This is a genomic window from Streptococcus macedonicus ACA-DC 198 (genome assembly GCA_000283635.1).
Lineage (GTDB): Bacteria > Bacillota > Bacilli > Lactobacillales > Streptococcaceae > Streptococcus > Streptococcus macedonicus.
The window spans coordinates 574,829-593,716 of the sequence record HE613569.1 but is presented as its reverse complement, the minus strand read 5'-3'; the positions used below and the strand labels follow the sequence as shown (position 1 = coordinate 593,716).

21 protein-coding genes and 2 pseudogenes are annotated in these 18,888 nt (G+C 37.1%); 5 read left to right on the top strand and 18 right to left on the bottom strand.

Going from position 1 to position 18,888, the window contains the following annotated elements:
• Positions 1-13: 13 nt before the first annotated feature.
• The 18 genes and pseudogenes from SMA_RS03165 to argF all read right to left on the bottom strand — a co-directional run bounded on the left by SMA_RS03165 (position 14) and on the right by argF (position 14,233).
• Positions 14-484: an arginine repressor gene (locus tag SMA_RS03165; protein ID WP_014294182.1), complete on the bottom strand. Its 471-nt coding sequence runs from the start codon at positions 482-484 to the stop codon at positions 14-16.
• The gene (locus tag SMA_RS03160) at positions 471-1,295 is read right to left on the bottom strand and encodes a TlyA family RNA methyltransferase (protein WP_014294181.1); all 825 of its coding nucleotides are present in this window, start codon (positions 1,293-1,295) and stop codon (positions 471-473) included. The genes SMA_RS03165 and SMA_RS03160 overlap by 14 nt, the downstream gene beginning before the upstream one ends.
• Complete coding sequence (locus SMA_RS03155; RefSeq protein WP_014294180.1) at positions 1,288-2,157, bottom strand: polyprenyl synthetase family protein; 870 nt, start codon at positions 2,155-2,157, stop codon at positions 1,288-1,290. The genes SMA_RS03160 and SMA_RS03155 overlap by 8 nt, the downstream gene beginning before the upstream one ends.
• Entirely contained in the window at positions 2,157-2,372 is a 216-nt protein-coding gene (locus SMA_RS03150; protein WP_003063737.1) for an exodeoxyribonuclease VII small subunit, read from the bottom strand. Before SMA_RS03150 ends, SMA_RS03155 begins: the two co-directional genes overlap by 1 nt.
• Positions 2,362-3,690 (bottom strand): exodeoxyribonuclease VII large subunit, encoded by a 1,329-nt coding sequence (gene xseA / locus SMA_RS03145; RefSeq protein ID WP_014294179.1) that lies wholly within the window; start codon positions 3,688-3,690, stop codon positions 2,362-2,364. The genes SMA_RS03150 and xseA overlap by 11 nt, the downstream gene beginning before the upstream one ends.
• Positions 3,691-4,038: 348 nt before the next feature.
• Positions 4,039-4,590 (bottom strand): annotated as a pseudogene (locus SMA_RS03140) (L,D-transpeptidase).
• 74 nt (positions 4,591-4,664) lie between these two features.
• Entirely contained in the window at positions 4,665-4,871 is a 207-nt protein-coding gene (locus SMA_RS11890) for an SH3 domain-containing protein (protein WP_014294178.1), read from the bottom strand.
• Between the two features lie 12 nt (positions 4,872-4,883).
• Positions 4,884-5,126 (bottom strand): GBS Bsp-like repeat-containing protein, encoded by a 243-nt coding sequence (locus SMA_RS11885; protein WP_014294177.1) that lies wholly within the window; start codon positions 5,124-5,126, stop codon positions 4,884-4,886.
• A gap of 30 nt (positions 5,127-5,156) precedes the next feature.
• Positions 5,157-5,896: pseudogene (locus SMA_RS11875) on the bottom strand (SH3 domain-containing protein).
• A gap of 361 nt (positions 5,897-6,257) precedes the next feature.
• Positions 6,258-7,094 carry an NAD(P)H-hydrate dehydratase gene (locus SMA_RS03130; RefSeq protein ID WP_014294174.1) on the bottom strand — a complete coding sequence of 279 codons (837 nt, stop codon included), beginning with the start codon at positions 7,092-7,094 and terminating at the stop codon, positions 6,258-6,260.
• Complete coding sequence (locus SMA_RS03125) at positions 7,091-7,945, bottom strand: bifunctional methylenetetrahydrofolate dehydrogenase/methenyltetrahydrofolate cyclohydrolase (RefSeq protein WP_014294173.1); 855 nt, start codon at positions 7,943-7,945, stop codon at positions 7,091-7,093. The genes SMA_RS03130 and SMA_RS03125 overlap by 4 nt, the downstream gene beginning before the upstream one ends.
• Positions 7,946-8,091: 146 nt before the next feature.
• Positions 8,092-8,232: a FeoB-associated Cys-rich membrane protein gene (locus tag SMA_RS10820; protein ID WP_014294172.1), complete on the bottom strand. Its 141-nt coding sequence runs from the start codon at positions 8,230-8,232 to the stop codon at positions 8,092-8,094.
• 4 nt (positions 8,233-8,236) lie between these two features.
• Positions 8,237-10,375: a ferrous iron transport protein B gene (gene feoB, locus SMA_RS03115; protein WP_014294171.1), complete on the bottom strand. Its 2,139-nt coding sequence runs from the start codon at positions 10,373-10,375 to the stop codon at positions 8,237-8,239.
• Positions 10,372-10,848 carry a ferrous iron transport protein A gene (locus SMA_RS03110; RefSeq protein WP_014294170.1) on the bottom strand — a complete coding sequence of 159 codons (477 nt, stop codon included), beginning with the start codon at positions 10,846-10,848 and terminating at the stop codon, positions 10,372-10,374. The genes feoB and SMA_RS03110 overlap by 4 nt, the downstream gene beginning before the upstream one ends.
• Positions 10,849-11,212: 364 nt before the next feature.
• Positions 11,213-11,947, bottom strand: coding sequence for an amino acid ABC transporter ATP-binding protein (locus tag SMA_RS03105; RefSeq protein ID WP_014294169.1), 735 nt, complete (start codon positions 11,945-11,947; stop codon positions 11,213-11,215).
• On the bottom strand, positions 11,947-12,633 hold the full coding sequence (locus SMA_RS03100; RefSeq protein ID WP_014294168.1) for an amino acid ABC transporter permease: 687 nt from the start codon (positions 12,631-12,633) through the stop codon (positions 11,947-11,949). Before SMA_RS03100 ends, SMA_RS03105 begins: the two co-directional genes overlap by 1 nt.
• Before the next feature lie 253 nt (positions 12,634-12,886).
• Positions 12,887-13,117, bottom strand: coding sequence for a DUF1797 family protein (locus SMA_RS03095; protein ID WP_003063726.1), 231 nt, complete (start codon positions 13,115-13,117; stop codon positions 12,887-12,889).
• Positions 13,118-13,252: 135 nt separating this feature from the next.
• A complete protein-coding gene (gene argF / locus SMA_RS03090; RefSeq protein WP_014294167.1) occupies positions 13,253-14,233 on the bottom strand; it encodes an ornithine carbamoyltransferase in 981 nt (326 codons plus the stop codon).
• A 385-nt stretch (positions 14,234-14,618) separates the two neighbouring features.
• Here argF and SMA_RS10815 point away from each other — a divergent pair, with 385 nt between their 5' ends.
• From SMA_RS10815 to SMA_RS03070, 5 genes are all read left to right on the top strand, one after another.
• Positions 14,619-14,771 carry a helix-turn-helix transcriptional regulator gene (locus tag SMA_RS10815; RefSeq protein WP_081498600.1) on the top strand — a complete coding sequence of 51 codons (153 nt, stop codon included), beginning with the start codon at positions 14,619-14,621 and terminating at the stop codon, positions 14,769-14,771.
• A gap of 2 nt (positions 14,772-14,773) precedes the next feature.
• A complete protein-coding gene (locus SMA_RS03085) occupies positions 14,774-15,325 on the top strand; it encodes a DUF3278 domain-containing protein (protein WP_014294166.1) in 552 nt (183 codons plus the stop codon).
• 141 nt (positions 15,326-15,466) lie between these two features.
• Positions 15,467-17,752, top strand: a complete 2,286-nt coding sequence (locus tag SMA_RS03080; RefSeq protein ID WP_014294165.1) for an ATP-dependent Clp protease ATP-binding subunit — start codon at positions 15,467-15,469, stop codon at positions 17,750-17,752.
• Between the two features lie 281 nt (positions 17,753-18,033).
• Positions 18,034-18,480 carry an NUDIX hydrolase gene (locus SMA_RS03075; protein WP_014294164.1) on the top strand — a complete coding sequence of 149 codons (447 nt, stop codon included), beginning with the start codon at positions 18,034-18,036 and terminating at the stop codon, positions 18,478-18,480.
• Between the two features lie 70 nt (positions 18,481-18,550).
• Complete coding sequence (locus tag SMA_RS03070; protein ID WP_014294163.1) at positions 18,551-18,853, top strand: DUF1827 family protein; 303 nt, start codon at positions 18,551-18,553, stop codon at positions 18,851-18,853.
• Positions 18,854-18,888: the final 35 nt, after the last annotated feature.

The following is an 18,888-nucleotide window of genomic DNA, read 5'->3' as shown; positions in this document are numbered from 1 at the left end:
TGGGTGACCTCCCTTAGTTACGGTCTTTCATCCATTTAAGCACTTCTTGGCGAATTGTTGCTGCTCCTTCAGCTGTTTTGGCAACTACTAACAAACTATCATCATCAGCAATAATACTGAAAATCACATCTTTAAAATCTTCCAACAAGAAGCGTTTAATCAAACGGCTGTTTCCTGGAATCACATCAAGATTAATCATGTTTTCAAGTCCTGCTGTTTCTTCTGAAATCGCAACAACAGTACTTTTAATTGGCACAGAAACTTGACCAACTTTTTTGGTTTTATCTTTTGAAAGCCCATAAATATAAGGACCTTCAGGTGACGGTACTTTGATGATACCAATTTCATTCATGTCACGTGAAACAGTAGCTTGCGTTAATGTCAAACCTTCTGCTTCAAGCAATTTTAGCAAATCATGCTGTGTCTCAACAGCATTTTCAGCAATAATTTTTTTGATTAATTCTAAACGTTCACTCTTTTTCATCTTTAAATTCCTTATGTGCCTTTTCTACAATTTCTGAAATCATGGCAGTCACTAAATTTTGAGCATCAGTTGATTTTTCCAAATGAACCAAAAATTCAATGTTACCATGTCCACCTTGAATCGGTGAAAAATCAAGCCCTTTAACCGTAAATCCGTAATTTAGAGCAAAATCTATCACATTTTCCAAAACTTTTTGATGAACAGCTTTATCACGAACAATTCCATTTTTACCAATCTGCTCACGTCCTGCCTCAAATTGTGGTTTGATAAGAGCCACAACTTGACCATTATCAGCTAAAATATTGTGAAGCGCTGGTAAAATCAAATTCAAAGAGATAAAACTAACGTCGATACTAGCAAAAGTCGGTTGACCTTCTGTAAAATCCGCCAATTCAGCATAGCGGAAATTATACTGCTCCATGCTACGAACACGTTCATCCTGACGAAGTTTCCAAACCAATTGATTGGTACCAACATCAACCGCATAGACAAGTTTTGCCCCATTTTGAAGCATTACATCGGTAAAACCACCTGTTGAAGCACCGATGTCGATTGTCGTTTGACCGTCAACAGAAATCTCAAAAACTTGTAAAGCTTTTTCCAATTTCAGCCCACCACGGCTAACGTATTTTAATTTTTCACCTTTGAGCTTTAGCTCCGTCCCGTCGTCAATCTTCTCACCTGGTTTGTCATAGCGCTCACCATTAATCACATTGACAACCAAACCTGCCATGACACCACGTTTTGCTTGTTCACGTGTTTCAAAAAGCCCTTGTTTATAGGCAAGCACATCAACTCTTTCCTTAGGCATGTAGTCGCAACCTTTCTATCATTTCAGTGATTTTTCCTGCATTGAACGCTTGTGTTTCCGAAAGTTTTTGGAAAATAGCTAGCACTTGGTCGATTGATTGATTCAAAATGTCATATGATTTTTCTAAACCAAGCAAGCTTGGATAAGTCACCTTATCGGCAAGCAAATCTTTTTTCGGCGTTTTTCCAATTTCTTCAAATGTTGCTGTCACATCTAAAATATCATCACGAACTTGGAAAGCTAACCCAACCAAGCTACCTGCTTCGCGCAATGACTTTAAATCATCAGCTGATAAATTCGCAACAATTCCTGCCGCCACAACTGGAAAAGTCAATAATTTCCCTGTTTTATTTGCATGAATCAATTGCAATTCTGAAAGATTAAGCTTACGCTCTTCGCCTTTCATATCAAGCATTTGTCCACCAACCATGCCATAAGTGCCTGAAGCTTGTGATAATTCTGCAATCAAACAAACTTTGGTATCAGCTGATAGCGCAGCATTTGCCACCAAACCAAATGGGTCTAAAAAGAGGCTATCTCCTGCTAAAATCGCCGTTGCTTCATCAAATTTTTTGTGGTTGGTTAAACGCCCACGACGATAATCATCATCGTCCATTGCTGGCAAATCATCATGAATCAAACTACCTGTATGAATCATTTCAAGAGCAGCTGCCACATCAAAATGACCTTCTGTCAACTCAATCCCAAAACTTTCCAGAATTTCTAGGAAAATCAAGGGACGGATACGTTTTCCGCCTGCCTCCACAGAATAAAGAATCGCTTCAATTAAATCTGGCGAAACAACATCTGATTGTGCATAATAACGTCGAATTGCCTGATTGATTTCGTTTAATTTATCCATTAGGCATCCATTTCCGTTTCTGTTCCGTCAGCCTGCATCACTTTGACAAGTGTTTTTTCAGCAGATTCTAACGTTTTTTGAAGCTCTTTTGATAACACCATGCCTTTTTGAAATTCTGCGATAGCATCTTCCAAAGCGACATCACCATTTTCAAGTTTGGTAACAATAGCTTCTAAATCTTGTAAATTTTCTTCAAATGTTTTTTTATTTGGCATCTTTTACCTCCACTTCAAGCTGACCGTCTTTTAGTCGAACAGTCAATTGGTCACCTACTGTAACATCTGTCACGCTTGAGATAATTTCTTCGCTTTTTTGTACCATAGCATAGCCTCTGGCAATAATTCGACTAGTATCCAAAGACAGCAAAGCATCTTGTGCCTTTTCAAATCGTGCTAACTTACTATCATATTGACTTGTCATGCTAGATATTAAAAGGCGTTGAAAAGCTTCTAAGCGCTCTTGATAATGTCGAATATCACTTCCTAAGTCAACAGCCAAAAGACGTTGATTTAGCAGTTGTTGCCGTTGACTAGCCTGATTAAATTGAGTTTGCATAGTGTTCGTCAACTGAGTCGTCAAGCGGTCCAATTTTTGAACATATCCGTCGTATAATCGCTCAGGTTGTCTAAAAATAACGGATTTTGCGAGTTTATCCAAACGTTCTTGTTTTTGTTTAATCACGCGCAGACTAGCTTGATAAGCCCTATTTTGGCGCTCCGCAATCCAAGAAATAATATCAGCTTTCGTTACTGGCGTTGCTAATTCAGCGGCTGCTGTTGGCGTTGCCGCTCTACGGTCAGCCACATAATCCGCCAAAGTCGTATCAGTTTCATGTCCGACACTTGAAATAACTGGCAAACGTGATTCAAAAATAGCTTGAACAACGATTTCCTCATTGAACGCCCAGAGATCCTCAATCGAACCTCCACCACGACCGATAATCAAAAGGTCAAGGTCATCTCGCTCATTGGCTTTGGCAATATTTGCAGCCACTTCCTGACTAGCACCTTCACCTTGAACTTTTGTTGGAAAAAGGAGGATTTCAACCCCTGGAAAGCGTCGTGAAACGGTCGTGATAATATCACGAATGACTGCTCCGCTTGGACTTGTAACAACACCAATTTTCTTAACAAATTGTGGTAATTGACGCTTATGTCGCTCATCAAAATAACCAGATTCTGCTAATTTTTTCTTCAATTGTTCAAACTGAATCGCTAAAGCACCAATTCCGTCTGGCTCAGCTTTTTCAATAATAATCGAATAAGAACCACTTGGTTCATAAAGTTGGACACGACCAACAACATTGACTTTCATGCCTTCTTCCAGCTCAAAACCAAGTTTTTTAAAGATTCCTGCCCACATCGTCGCTTGAATCACCGCATTTTCATCTTTCAATGAAAAATATTGATGCGTTGGACGACGACGAAAATTGGAGACCTGACCTGTCAAATAAACCCGTTCCAAATAAGGATCACGATCAAATTTTAATTTAAGGTATTTAGTCAAACTCGAGACACTTAAATAATCCGACATAGTAGGCTCCTTTCCATAAAATTCCGTACATTAGACAATTTTTGCATATCAAAATAATTATATCAAAAAAACTAAAATATTGATACAATGCGTTATCACGCCCACTCTTCACTTTCTTATTTTAGGATTTTTGGATTAAAAAAAACTATCCAATGGATAGTTTTTTCACGAGCCCGAATATCAGAAAGCGAGTTAGATCCAGTGGATGGTTTTTTCTCGAGTAATAATCAGTCCTTTTACAGAAACTTGATCTTCTAGCGATTCTTGTTACCGAATTAAAACAGTCAGTTTTAATTCTACCTCCTGAAAGGCTGATCTATAATTTTAGAAAATTTTATATTGCCAATATCAATGAATGCTAACCGTAACTCCCTCAGAGATGTTCTTGTAAAACCATTTGGCATCTTCTTTTGATATTCTGACACAACGATGAGAATAAGGTATTCCTAATTTTTCAGCTTCTTCTTTAATTTCATTTCCGTTATAATCCGTTGGCACACTGTGAAAGAGATACGTTCCATGGTCTTTAAAAGACACCCAGTAATAAGCTCCCTCACTAGATTCTTCATTGTAGAAAAAATCACCACGTTCAGCTTCAATAGCAAATTTTCCTGTCGGCATTGGACTATCTTTAGCACCTGTCGAAACGGTCGTCTTAAATATTACTTGATTTCCAGAATAAATAATCATCTTCTGTTACTTAATCGAAACAAGAATACTCACATTGCTTTAATTTGCCAAATTAGGATAAACTTTCTTTTCGTTTTTCTCTTGAATCTGTACTTCTTGCTGCCTTGACTGAATAGCTTTATTAATATTTCGATAAAGACAATAGCTAAGAATGGTAAAGCACAAAGCTAAAAATAAAACAGTAATCCTTTTTGAAAACTTCTTTTGCATCTCTCTTCCCTAAAATAATGCTCCCACTAGAAAATCATTTCCAAGTAGTAGCAATATCTCTAAACTTAACAATTCTAATTAATCAATACATAACGTCTCAATCCACCATGACTAACATAAGAAATCCATTGGTAATTGTCAGCTTCTAAAACCTTATCGTAGTAACCAAGTTTAAATCCTTTTTCAAAGGTAAATTCAGTTGGCGCTGACATTTTAGATTCATTTTTCACTTCGACAACTTCGTTAAAGGTATAAGAAACTTGTTCTGGAATATTTTGCACACCAGTTGTTTTCTATGGAACAGTAACCTTTTTACCCTCGATACCTTGTATTTTCCCACTTTGTTCAAGGTAATAGAGTTGCACATTATAATTGCCAGTCTCGCCTTTGTGTTCAGCAGTTTTGACAATAACTTTGTAGTCGCCATTAGTCTGTTTCACACCGTCATACCAAATAATATCATCTTGGTCATTTTTATCTGTCCAGACTGGAACTTTTACCGCTTTTACACCTTCAGGATCTGAAACATTTGTCACAAGAACTTCAAAACCTTGGCTACTAACATTCTAAATATTAATAGAGCCAGACAATTTTTGAACAACTGTTGGTGTCAATTTCTGAATAGCAGCATAACGACGTTGACCTGAACAAGATTTATAAGAAATCCATTGGTAGCCATCTTCGCTCAAAACTTGGTCGTAAAAATGCGGTCGCCAGCATTGGCATAAAAAGCAACTGGTGCAGTAGCTTCCGGTGTATTTTTGACTTCCATCTGTTTGGTATAAGTGTAATAGCCTTGATTAGGTAGGCTATTAGCTGTTATAGGAATTTTTGATTCTTTAAAAACACACGCCTGATTTGTTTGAACATTTTTGCTCGCTTGCGCTACATTTATATTAATAATCTCATTTTCGTTTGATTCAACCTTACGTGCTTCAGATGTCTCAGTGGCATTACTTCCTTCTACTTGCTCTTCTTTCGCAACATCAGCAGTTTCTTCTGGCTGATTTTCATTTGCTACTTGACTAACGGCTTGTTCATCAGCTTCATCAGAAGTGACTGCTTCAGTATTTTCATCTTCTGTTGTGACATCTGCTTGAACATTAGATTCACTAATAGCAGATAGATTCTCACTTTCTTCTTGAACGTCTGTTACTAGCTCCGTTGAAATAGTATCCGCTGACACCACATCATCAGCAGAAACAGTTTGCCCTCCTCCCATAACTAGCACACTTGCGATTAAAACAGAAGCAACCCCAACACTATATTTGCGGATACCAAAACGTTGCTCCTCACGACCAAACATACTTTTTTTCATAATTTCTCTCCCTAAGATGTTTAATTTCTGTAATATGGATGTTGATTAGCATCCCCACCTTGTCCAATTACATTTGAACAAGCTCCAAGTAACAAGACTGAGCAGAGTAATGTTACGGTTATTTTACAACCCTTTCTCATAAAACAGTGACGACAGCTGATTTTATAGCTAAAATCATCACCATTAATTATTAGAATCGGCCAATTCTGAAAAATATTATAAAGTATATATCTGTAAAATTAAACACAAAAACGTAATATTTGTAACATTTTTGAATTTTTTTGTAGTATTTAATAAAAACACAATGCTATTCTTGATAATCAAGATGTTAACATTGTGTTTTCTATATTTATCTCTCCGAGAGTCCTTTCATGATACGGGGGAGTTCTGCGCTAATTGTCGTTGGTAAAACGACATAGGCTTGGTTGCTGAGTTGGTCAGCGATGTAGGAATGTAGGTACGTTGCTGTGGCAACACTGTTAAAGAGATTATCTTTAAACTGGGCAACAGAGCCTGCAATCATGCCACAAAGCGTATCTCCCATACCACCTGTCGCTTGGTAAGGACCGCCAACAGTTAGCTCGCCGACTTGATTTCCTTGAATGATTTTAGTCTGATGACTTTTAGCCACTAAGACGGTCTTTTCTGGAAATTCTTGCAGAGCTGCTTTGGTGTTTTCGATTGTCTGGTTCGAAATAGCGATTCCTGATAATCTTTCCCATTCTTTTTGATGCGGTGTCAATATGAGATGATGCGTTTTGACTGTGATTGGCTTAACTTTTGCCAATAAATTCAAAGCGGAGCCGTCAATAATCAAAATCTGGTGTTCAGAAATATGCTCCAAAACCATTTGAAACACGGCTTCTGCTTTGCTATTTTTCCCTAAACCAGGACCAATCAAAACCACATCAGCCTTGGTCAAATTTTCATAAAATAGCTCCTTATCATCACAATCAAAAGCCATAGCTTCTGGAAGATGGCTATGAAGTGCTGCGATATTGTCACGCTCAGTCGCCACAGTCACTAATCCAGCACCGCTTTTAACCGTGGCTAAGGCGCTCATGATAATCGCTCCACCATAAGGGTAAAATCCACCAATTAAAAGAACACGACCGTATGTTCCTTTGTGAGAATGTGGCTGTCGCTTTGTAATCACTTGACGCGCCAATAATTCATCAATAATCATGTTTTCACACTTCTAAGGGCAGATTGATATGTTTGTTCCATAAGCATTGTAATGGTCATTGGACCAACACCACCAGGTACTGGTGTTATAAAACTTGCAAGTGGTTCAACTTCGTCAAATTTAACATCTCCAATGAGCTTACCATTGTCATCACGGTTCATACCGACATCAATAACCACTGCCCCTTCTTTCACAAATTCTTTGGTCACAAAATGTCCTTGACCGATTGCCACGATTAAAACATCAGCTTGTTTTGTCACACGCGCCAAATGACGTGTACGAGAATGCGCCAAGGTAACCGTTGCATTTTTGTCCAATAATAGCTGCGCCATTGGTTTTCCGACGATATTTGAACGACCAATGATGACAGCTGTTTTACCCTCTAAATCAATGTCATACTCACGAAGCAATTCCATAATGCCAGCTGGCGTACACGGTATCATGACAGGACGTCCATGCCAAAGGTGTCCTGTATTGATTGGGTGGAAACCATCTACGTCTTTTTTAGGGTCAATTGCTAAAATCACACGCTTATCATTAATGTGTGCAGGAAGTGGCAATTGCACCAAAATACCATGGAAACGGTCATCTTCGTTATATTGTTCAATCACTTGAATCAATTCTTCTTCACTGATTAATTCTGAAAGGCGAACAGTTTCACTTAAAAATCCTGCTTTCTTAGCAGAACGTTCTTTATTTCGGACATAAACTTGACTAGCTGGGTTATCACCAACAAGAATAACGACCAAACCAGGCACAACACCAGTCTCAGCTTTTAATTTTTCAACTTTTTCAACTAATTCAGTCTGTTTTTTGACAGCTAAGGCTTTTCCATCTATAATTGTTGCCATATCATTCTCCCAAAAATATATTTCTTCCATTGTACCAGAAAACAGCACTATATTCAATTTTCAGAAAATTCTTTAAAATATTATCGATACTGTCTTTTATACCTACAAAAAGCTTGCCCAAAATGAGCAAGCTTTCTCTTATTAGTTTACTTTGCTGTTTTATGCATTTCATCTTTGACTGGGCAGTTACAATCACAATCACCACAAGAACCTTTTCCTTTGATGAAACTACGAAAGCCCATAAACACCGCAAATGCAATAATTGCAGCAATAATAATCGTTGCCATAGCGTTATTCTCCAGCCATTTCTAGATTATCCAAAGCAATCACTTTTTCTTTAACTTGTCTTGGTTTTCTAACGATAAAGTAAATAATAGCAATCAACAAGATAATGGCTACAATCGTCCAGAATGTGATGTCTTTGTCATAGAAAACAACAAGTCCAAGTTGATAGATAATCAAACTAACCACATAAGCAAGTCCTGTTTGGAAGCCAATTGCACCAATTGTCCACTTCGCATCTCCCATTTCACGTTTGATAGCACCCATTGCAGCAAAACATGGCGCACAGAGCAGGTTAAATGTTAAGAATGAGTAAGCTGCTAATGATGTGTAATCCAATTGCAAAGCATGATACAAACCACTAGTTGTGCTGTCATTATACAAGACACCGAATGTTCCAACAACGGCTTCTTTAGCTGCAAGCCCTGTCGCAGCTGCAACAGTAGCTTTCCAGTCACCAAAACCAAGTGGTTGGAAAATCCAAGCAATTGCTCTACCAAGAGCAGCAAGGATTGAATGCTCCGTATCAACAGCTTGGAAAGCAAAATCATAAGATGACATAAACCAGATAATAACCGTCAAACTGAAAATGATGGTACCAGCACGTTTTACAAAGCTCATAGCTTTACCAAAGGCATAACGTAATACTGACCACACTTTTGGCATATGATAAGCTGGCAATTCCATGATAAATGGACTAACGTAGCTTCCAAGGAAACTTGTTTTCTTAAGCGCAATCCCTGATAAAATAATTGTCAAGAAACCGATGAAATATGTAGATGGCGCAACAAATGGATTATCTGGGAAAAATGCTCCCGCAATCAAAGCGATAATTTCCAATTTAGCTGAACATGGCATGAACGTTGCTGTCATAATGGTAATACGACGGTCACGTTCATTTTCAATGGTACGACTTGCCATAATCGCAGGCACACCACACCCTGTCGCAATCAACATCGGAATGAAAGATTTTCCTGACAACCCGAAGCGTCGGAACATACGGTCCATGACAAAAGCAATACGGCTCATGTAACCAATATCTTCTAAAATACCCAAACAGATAAATAGAACAAAGATTTGTGGTAAGAAACCAAGAACCGTACCAACCCCTGCAACGATTCCGTCAATAATCAATGATTCTAACCAACCAGATACATGCAAGTAATCTAGACCAGTTTGTACCCAATTTGGCACTAAATCACCAAAGAGAACATCATTCACCCAGTCTGTCCACATTATTCCGACTGTTTGAATAGATAGGTAATAAACCAAGAACGTGACTACCGCAAAAATCGGCAATGCCAAAATACGGTTTGTTACGACACGGTCGATTTTATCTGAAATCGTCATCTTGAAATTGCTATCTTGGTTCTGTGCCATTTTAGCCACACGTTCGATAAATTCATAACGTTCATTGATAACGATAGATTCAGAATCCTCTGTGAAAATTTCTTCGGTGATTTTAATCACTTCATTGATTTCACCTTTTTGAAATTCTGACAATTCTACTTCATTTTGAACCAAAGCATCACGTTCAAAAAGTTTAATAGCATAAAAACGTGCAGAACGTTCTAGAACTATATCACCTAAAATATCAATAATTTGTTTAATTGCCGCTTCAAATTTATCACTATAAGTAGGATATTGAATGGTATCAACGTTTTCTTTAGTAGTATGAGCTGCTTTTTTAACAGCTTTCTCAATGCCCATATTTTTAACAGCACTAGTAGAAACAACTGGAACACCAAGTTGATAAGAAAGTTTATCGATATTAATCGTTTTTCCTTGACCTTTGAGGGCATCGCTCATGTTAAGCGCAACGGTCACGGGAATACCTGTTTCAATCAACTGCGTTGTCAAATAAAGGTTACGTTCCAAGTTTGTCGCATCAACAACATTAAGAATACTGTCCGCATGATTACTCAACAAATAGTCACGCGCCACTTTTTCCTCTGGCGTATAAGGTGACATTGAGTAAATCCCTGGTAAGTCTTGCACTTTCCAATCACTGTGCTTTTTAACTGTACCACTTTTTCGTTCAACAGTAACACCAGGCCAGTTACCAACACGTTGACTTGTTCCTGTCAATAAATTAAAGAGACTTGTTTTTCCGCTATTCGGATTCCCAATTAAGGCTATCTCTGTCATTTTTTCTTCTCACTATCTACTTTCACAACACTAATCATCTGCGCTTCTGATTTACGTAAGGTTAACTCGTAACCACGTAAACTAATTTCGATAGGGTCTCCTAATGGCGCTACTTTACGAAGGTAAACTTTGGTATGGCGTGTTAATCCCATATCCATAAGACGACGTTTTGCTTCATTAATAACATAAATACCATCCACATAAGCAAATTCTCCAACTTTCAACTCTGAAAGGGGCAAAGTTTCAAGTTCTCCTTCTTCTTCAGTAACATCAATATGATTTAAAATTGACTGATCAAATGCCAAACGACTTGACTTAAGCATGACAATTGCACTGGTTGATGTTTTTGAAACGACTTTTAACGAAGCACCAACTTTTAACCCTAAGTTTGATAAATGCCGAACACTTTTATCAGGCAAATCAATACTAACGACTGTGTAGGGAATATCAACTTTAGCATTTTGCAAAATCAAAATTCTTGACCTCCTCGTAATTTTTTGATAAAACATTTGACCTTCCGACCGATTCATTATATCATAAAAATAGAGCAAATTTTCTATAAAAATTAATTTTTTCTTTAATTATTCAATTAATTATAATTGTTCTAAATAAGATATTTGTCTATTTAGAATCATTATAATATAGACGTTTTCATTCTTATTTCAATTATTTACATTTTTTAAAAATAACTAAATTCTAAAAATTAAGTGTACTTAATATATAAAATTACACTCATTTTAATCTAATTAAATATCCGTTTTTACCTATATTCAACTTCTTCCAGAACAAAAAAACCTCAATTGAGTTTATTCACTTAACCGAGGTTTTTTTATTCTATTATAAAACTTTACTCAAGAAATCTTTTGTACGAGCTTCTTTGGTTTGTTCAAAAACTTCTTCTGGCGTTCCTTGTTCAACAATGACACCTCCGTCCATGAAGATAACACGGTCAGCTACTTCACGTGCAAATCCCATTTCATGGGTAACAATCGCCATTGTCATCCCAGATTTCGCCAAATCTTGCATAACACCAAGCACTTCACCAACCATTTCTGGGTCAAGCGCTGATGTTGGTTCGTCAAAGAGCAAGACATCTGGATCCATAGCAAGTCCACGCGCAATCGCGATACGTTGTTGTTGACCACCTGACAAACTAGCTGGATAAGCATCTGCTTTGTCGCGAAGTCCAACTTTATCTAGCAAATCATAGGCTTTTGCTTCTGCTTCCGCTTTAGAAACACCTTTTGTTTTGACTGGTGATAATGTGATATTTTCAAGTACCGTCATATTTGGGAAAAGATTGAACTGTTGGAAAACCATTCCCATTTTTTCACGCATTTTGAAAATATCATTTTTCTTATCTGTAATATCAACATCTTCAAAAGTAATCACACCTTTTGTTGGTGTTTCAAGTAAGTTCATTGTACGAAGAAATGTTGATTTTCCTGACCCTGAAGGTCCAATGATAACAACCACTTCACCAGATTTAATATCAAGGTCAATTCCTTTTAGCACTTCATTTTTTCCGAAATTTTTATGAAGCCCTTTAATTGAAATAAGCGTTTCTGACATTAGTTGCTACCTCCGTTTCCCATGCGTTTTTCAAGTCGTTTCACTAAGAATGACATCACAGTTGTCACCATGAGGTAGTAGAATGCAGCAAATAACAACGGTGTGATTGGTAAATATGTTGCTGTTACGACCGATTGGGCACCATTCCACAATTCCATAACACCGATAGTTTGAAGAAGTGAACTATCTTTGATAATGGTGATAAATTCATTACCGAGTGCTGGTAAGATATTTTTGAAGGCTTGCGGCAAAATGACATAACGCATTGCATTGAATGGGCGAATACCAAGCGAATACGCCGCTTCAAGCTGTCCTTTTGGCACTGCTTCGATACCAGCACGAACGATTTCAGAAATATAAGCTCCGCTATTTAACGAAATAATAATGATACCTGGAAGCAAACGTGAAAAATCAAGATCAAGAACACCAAAGCCAACGATTGGCGCATTATTAAAGTGCATCCAAGCAAAGGCAATCATGATTTGAACGACCATTGGAGTCCCACGAAAGACCCAAACGTAAAAACTAGCAATCCAATTTAAAATTTTTATATTTGTACGTTTAACTAAAGCAACCAATATACCAATGATCGTCCCAAAGAAAACAACACATGCTGAAATCATAATAGTTACAAGGACACCATAGTTAAAATAAGCCCAATATTTTGGTAAAAATGAAAAATCCATTTATTTCTCCTATAAGCAATAATCAATTAATTATAACACAGATTGAATAAAAATACCAATAATTCATTTTTCTAAAAACAGGCGTAAACACTTGATATAACAGCATTTCTAGCATTTTAATAAACAAAAAAATAAAAAGCTCACAGTTTGCGAACTTTTTGCAATTCAAAATAGCAATATAAGAAAACGTTGAAACCACACTTAAACAGGGCTTTACAAAAACCTTATACTCTGTCCTGAATTTTTCTTTATTTTAGTAAAGAAGGTCGTAAATTTCCATTGCGATTAAATCGATGCTATCAAATGAGTAAGACTCACGCGCTTCAACATCACGCAAAGTGAAAACTGGACCATTTTCAGGGTCATTGCTGAATGACACTTCTGCCACAACGACACCATCACGTTCAAAATTACGTTTAAGATTACTACTATCAGTTGTCATTAACTCAAGACGATTGATAATTCTCACCAAATGTGATTCCATGACTATTCTCCTCTTCGTTTATTGTCCATACTATTTTAACATAATTTCCTACAAACAAACAACAAAGGAATGTATTTTCTTGCCTTTATCAAAAATTCCTGTCAAAAGTGCCATTTTTTCAGTGATTATTATCCCTTAAATTGCTTTTAGTGAATTGTACATAATCGCTTTGATAGAATGCATACGGTTTTCAGCTTCTTGAAAAATTATTGAACTGTATTTTTGAAAAATCTCATCGGTAATTTCAAGTTCTGCAAGACCATATTTGTCATAAATTTCTTGACCAATTTCGGTATTAAGGTCATGGAAAGCTGGTAAGCAATGCATGACAATCACATCAAGATTTCCAGTTTTTGCTAGTAGTTCTGCATTGATTTGGTAAGGCAATAAGAGGTCAATACGTTCTTTGAAATCAACTTCTTCTCCCATTGATACCCAAACATCAGTGTAAAGCATATCAACACCTTTAACCACAGCAAGGTCATCTGTAATGGTTAATTCAGCACCATTGTTGTATTTTTGAGCAATTTCAATAATTTCAGCTTCAGGTTGCAAGCTAGCTGGCGCAATAATTTTAACATTGACACCAAGAATTGCCGAAGTCACAAGCAAAGAATTTGCCATATTATTACGCCCATCACCGACATAAGCAATCGTCAAGCCTTCTAATTTTCCAAAAACTTCTTTTAAGGTCATGAAATCAGCAATCATTTGTGTTGGATGCCAAGTATCTGTCAAACCATTCCAGACTGGCACACCAGAATACTCAGCCAAGGCTTCAACATCTTCTTGTTTGAAACCACGGTACTCAATCCCGTCAAACATCGAACCAAGAACTTTTGCCGTATCAATGACTGATTCCTTTTTACCAAGTTGAATCTCGCTACTACCAAGATAAGTCACGTTCATGCCCAAATCTTGCCCAGCCACCGTGAAAGCTGAACGTGTTCGTGTACTTGTCTTTTCAAAAATAAGAGCAATGTTCAACCCCTCTAAATATTTATGAGGAATTCTTTTCTTTTTCAACTCTTTAAATTTCAATCCTAAATCAATCAGTTCAACCAGTTCTTCCTTAGTAAAATCAATCTCTTTCAAAAATGAATCATTAATAGCCATACAATCGTCCATCCTTTTTTTGAATAATATACCTAATTTTAGCATAATTATACATTTTGTCAAGCAAATTTTGAATAAAAATAAAAAATCATCTCCCCCAAAATGCCACCACATTTGTCATTTATATTTGATATGTCACATATAATCAATATATAATCAGAACGCATACAAACAAACTTTTCTCTTGAAAAACTTAATAGCATTTTATCAATGGATTATTTGCGAGCGAAGCGAGCAAACAAAACGATACTTTCCGCTGTAGTAAAAGTGGCTGAATAATAAAAGAACAGCCACTCGGAAGTTTTGAGACTCTCGGCTCAAAACTTAGGCATGGAATTCCGACGGAAGTCGCTGCCGTCCGTACACTTAAGGAAAGTATCAAAAAATTTTTGCTAAAAAACAAATAGGTGTTGCCCGCCAAACGGTTAACCTCATCGAAAACGATAAATATAATCCGTCGCTTGACCTTTGTATCAAACTAGCGGAGGTACTGCAAACTGATTTAAACACACTTTTTGGGGAGAATAGACATCTATAATTTTGGTAATTTTAAAGGAGAATCATTATGAAAACAAAAAAACATCGCTTTGGTTAAAATTTATTAAACGTTTCTACGGAATTAATGGTGAATTAGACGAATATCGCGAAGAAGAGGTTAACCGTATCGGCAATAAACTGTTTATTGGTCTCTTTTTCTTTGAGTTATTCTTTTCTACTATTATTTTACTCATCAACCAAACGATAGCAACCGCCACTTTTCTCTATATTAATCTCTTCGTCCTCATTTTTGTTATTCCTATTATTCTTCTTGTTATGTTGACCAATCGTGATTTGCAAACATCATTGGAAGTCCCTAAAAATAAAGTCGAACAGACACGACAGAAAGCTCGCAAAAAGGGCTGGTTAGCTGGTGGAATTTTTGCACTATGCATGCTCGTTTTTAACGCTTTTAGCAAATGGCAAGAGGGAGAAAATCCTTTAGAACTCTTCACAAATCCTCTTGAACTTATCGCAATCATCCTTGGTGGGGTAATTTTTGGTGCTGCTATGGGGTCTATGTCAGCCAGTCAGATTGACTCTGAGAAAGAATAGCAGTCTTAGCATAATAGTGCTAATTTTTTAATGCTTTTTACTTGATTTCTATTAACCTAGTGCTATAATAGAATCATAAGGTTTGACTATCTTTGACCTTTATTGTCAATGTCAAGCCATTACGAAAGGAGGGTATTTTATATGCTCTGTCAAAATTGTCATTTAAACGAATCAACAATTCATCTTTATACAAATGTCAATGGTCAGCAAAAGCAAATTGATTTGTGCCAAAACTGCTATCAAATCATGAAAACTGACCCTAACAATACTATTTTAAGTGGTTTAAGAGATGCAACAGCTTCTTTCACACAAAATCAATCTACTGGTATGAATCCTTTTGATGATTTCTTCAGTAATTTGAATAATTTCCACGCATTCGGTGGACAAGATTTCCAAAATACGCCTCCAACACAATCAGGTGGTGGAAATAACGGCGGCAATAATAACAATTATCGTCCAAACGGCGCAGCTAGCCAACAACAACAAAAAGGTTTGCTAGAAGAATTTGGTATCAACGTTACTGATATTGCTCGTCGCGGTGACATCGACCCTGTCATTGGGCGTGATGCCGAAATCATTCGTGTGATTGAAATTCTTAACCGTCGTACAAAAAATAATCCTGTTCTTATTGGTGAACCTGGGGTTGGTAAAACAGCCGTTGTTGAAGGATTAGCTCAAAAAATCATAGATGGTGACGTTCCACAAAAACTTCAAAATAAAGAAGTTATTCGTCTTGATGTCGTTAGCCTTGTACAAGGAACAGGTATTCGTGGTCAATTTGAAGAACGTATGCAAAAACTCATGGAAGAAATCCGTGAACGTAAGGACGTTATTCTCTTCATTGACGAAATTCACGAAATTGTCGGTGCTGGTTCTGCAGGCGACGGTAACATGGACGCTGGTAATATTTTAAAACCAGCACTTGCTCGTGGTGAACTTCAATTAGTTGGTGCTACGACACTCAATGAATACCGCATTATTGAAAAAGATCCAGCACTTGAACGCCGTATGCAACCTGTCAAAGTTAATGAACCAAGCGTGGAAGAAACGATTACGATTCTTCGTGGTATTCAAAAGAAATACGAAGATTATCATCATGTCAAATACAGCGATGATGCAATTGAGGCTGCCGCAAATCTTTCTAACCGTTACATTCAAGACCGCTTCCTCCCAGATAAAGCCATTGATTTGCTAGACGAAGCTGGTTCTAAGATGAATTTAACCCTTAACTTTGTTGACCCACAAGAAATCGACAAGCGTTTAGCGGAAGCTGAAAACCTAAAAACACAAGCTACTCGCGAGGAAGATTATGAACGCGCAGCTTATTTCCGTGACCAAATCGCTAAATACAAGGAAATGCAACAACAAACAATCAACGAAGACGATATTCCAGTTATTACTGAAAAGACTATCGAAGCTATCGTTGAAGAAAAAACTAACATTCCTGTTGGTGATTTGAAAGAAAAGGAACAATCACAATTAATCAATCTCGCTGATGATTTGAAAACACACGTCATTGGTCAAGATGATGCCGTTGACAAAATTGCCAAAGCCATTCGTCGTAACCGTGTCGGTCTCGGTACACCAAATCGTCCAATCGGTTCATTCCTCTTTGTTGGACCAACTGGTGTTGGTAAAACAGAACTTTCTAAACAATTAGCGATTGAACTTTTCGGCTCAGCTGACAACATGATTCGTTTCGATATGTCTGAATACATGGAAAAACATGCGGTCGCTAAACTTGTTGGAGCACCTCCAGGATACGTTGGTTACGAAGAAGCTGGTCAATTGACAGAAAAAGTTCGCCGTAATCCATACTCACTCATCCTTCTTGACGAAGTTGAAAAAGCGCATCCTGATGTTATGCATATGTTCTTGCAAGTTCTTGATGACGGTCGTTTGACTGACGGTCAAGGTCGTACAGTAAGCTTCAAAGATACTATTATTATCATGACTTCTAATGCTGGTACTGGTAAAACAGAAGCTTCAGTTGGTTTCGGTGCTGCTCGTGAAGGACGTACAAATTCTGTCCTTGGTGAACTTAGCAACTACTTCAGCCCTGAATTCATGAACCGTTTCGACGGTATTATCGAATTTAAGGCTCTTAGCAAGGACAATCTTTTCCAAATTGTTAACCTTATGCTTGACGATGTCAATAAACGTCTAGCAACTAACGATATTCACCTCGAAGTCACTGATAAGGTAAAAGAAAAATTAGTTGAACTTGGCTACGATCCTAAAATGGGAGCTCGTCCATTACGTCGTACTATCCAAGACCACATTGAAGATGCCATTACAGACTTCTATCTTGAAAATCCAAGCGAAAAAGATTTGAAAGCTGCTATGACAAGCAATGATAAAATTATCATCAAATCTGATAAAAAGGTTGAAAAAGAAGAAACAACCGTTTCAGCAGAATCAGAATAATGAAACTCTAAAGAGTTTGGAACTATTGTTGTTCCAAACTCTTTCTCTTTACTTCAAATGACTTCTCAGCAACAAAAAAAACAAGACTTGATGATATTCCAGATTTTAGCAAACTTCTCTGCTATTTTTATAATGCATAAATTGTCACAAAATTAAAATCGAAATATTCCGACAATTTTATAGAAAAAAGTTCATTTTTTTAGTATAATATCACCAATAGACACTCGTATTAATTATTTCGGTCTCCACTATTTCTATCACATTTTTCATAGGAGAATATCATGACAAATCCAACTTTCGGTGAAAAACTTACAACTGTTGATTACAAAGCACGCTATGGTGTTTATGCCGTTATTCCCAACGCTGATAAAAGCCAGATTATCCTAGTTCAAGCACCTAATGGTTCTTGGTTTCTTCCTGGCGGAGAAATCGAGGCAGGTGAAGACCATTTTTCAGCTTTAAAACGTGAACTCATTGAAGAATTGGGCTTTTCGGCTGAGCTAGGTTATTACTATGGACAGGCAGATGAGTATTTTTACTCTCGCCATCGTGATACATACTTTTATAATCCCGCTTATATCTACGAAGTGACACATTTTGAAGAAATTGATGCTCCTTTGGAAGACTTCAACAACCTATCTTGGTTTCCAATTGATAAAGCTATTGAAAAACTAAAACGCGGTAGCCACAAATGGGGCGTTGAAGCTTGGAAAAAAAATCATCACTAATATCTCTTATTCTATTTTTTCACTCAAAATAGTGTTATAATAAGGTAGAAAATCAAAAAGGAGGAGATCTATGAGGTTAATCAACACAACAAGTAGTCATTCTGAGCTAGTTCGTAATCAGTTGCAAAATACGGACGCCAAGCTCGTCGAGACCTACTCTGCAGGAAATACTGATGTTATTTTCACACAAGCGCCAAAACACTACGAGCTGTTGATTTCAAACAAATATCGCGCTATTAAAGATAGTGAAATTGAAGCCATTCGTGAATTTTTCCTCAAACGTAAAATCGACAAATCAATCGTTCAATTAGACCAACTAAAAACCTTGCATACAGCAAATCTAATTGAAATTTCATTCCCAATAGCTCACTAATCAGGTCTTCGCAACCTGATTTTTTATTGCTTTAG

Excerpts from the sequence above, each read along its gene's own strand:
- SMA_RS03165 (WP_014294182.1), bottom strand. The coding sequence starts at position 484 with ATGAAAAAGAGTGAACGTTTAGAATTAATCAAAAAAATTATTGCTGAA.
- SMA_RS03160 (WP_014294181.1), bottom strand. The coding sequence starts at position 1,295 with ATGCCTAAGGAAAGAGTTGATGTGCTTGCCTATAAACAAGGGCTTTTT.
- SMA_RS03155 (WP_014294180.1), bottom strand. The coding sequence starts at position 2,157 with ATGGATAAATTAAACGAAATCAATCAGGCAATTCGACGTTATTATGCA.
- SMA_RS03150 (WP_003063737.1), bottom strand. The coding sequence starts at position 2,372 with ATGCCAAATAAAAAAACATTTGAAGAAAATTTACAAGATTTAGAAGCT.
- xseA (WP_014294179.1), bottom strand. The coding sequence starts at position 3,690 with ATGTCGGATTATTTAAGTGTCTCGAGTTTGACTAAATACCTTAAATTA.
- SMA_RS03130 (WP_014294174.1), bottom strand. The coding sequence starts at position 7,094 with ATGATTATTGATGAATTATTGGCGCGTCAAGTGATTACAAAGCGACAG.
- SMA_RS03125 (WP_014294173.1), bottom strand. The coding sequence starts at position 7,945 with ATGGCAACAATTATAGATGGAAAAGCCTTAGCTGTCAAAAAACAGACT.
- SMA_RS10820 (WP_014294172.1), bottom strand. The coding sequence starts at position 8,232 with ATGGCAACGATTATTATTGCTGCAATTATTGCATTTGCGGTGTTTATG.
- feoB (WP_014294171.1), bottom strand. The coding sequence starts at position 10,375 with ATGACAGAGATAGCCTTAATTGGGAATCCGAATAGCGGAAAAACAAGT.
- SMA_RS03105 (WP_014294169.1), bottom strand. The coding sequence starts at position 11,947 with ATGTCAGAAACGCTTATTTCAATTAAAGGGCTTCATAAAAATTTCGGA.
- SMA_RS03100 (WP_014294168.1), bottom strand. The coding sequence starts at position 12,633 with ATGGATTTTTCATTTTTACCAAAATATTGGGCTTATTTTAACTATGGT.
- SMA_RS03095 (WP_003063726.1), bottom strand. The coding sequence starts at position 13,117 with ATGGAATCACATTTGGTGAGAATTATCAATCGTCTTGAGTTAATGACA.
- argF (WP_014294167.1), bottom strand. The coding sequence starts at position 14,233 with ATGGCTATTAATGATTCATTTTTGAAAGAGATTGATTTTACTAAGGAA.
- SMA_RS03080 (WP_014294165.1), top strand. The coding sequence starts at position 15,467 with ATGCTCTGTCAAAATTGTCATTTAAACGAATCAACAATTCATCTTTAT.
- SMA_RS03075 (WP_014294164.1), top strand. The coding sequence starts at position 18,034 with ATGACAAATCCAACTTTCGGTGAAAAACTTACAACTGTTGATTACAAA.
- SMA_RS03070 (WP_014294163.1), top strand. The coding sequence starts at position 18,551 with ATGAGGTTAATCAACACAACAAGTAGTCATTCTGAGCTAGTTCGTAAT.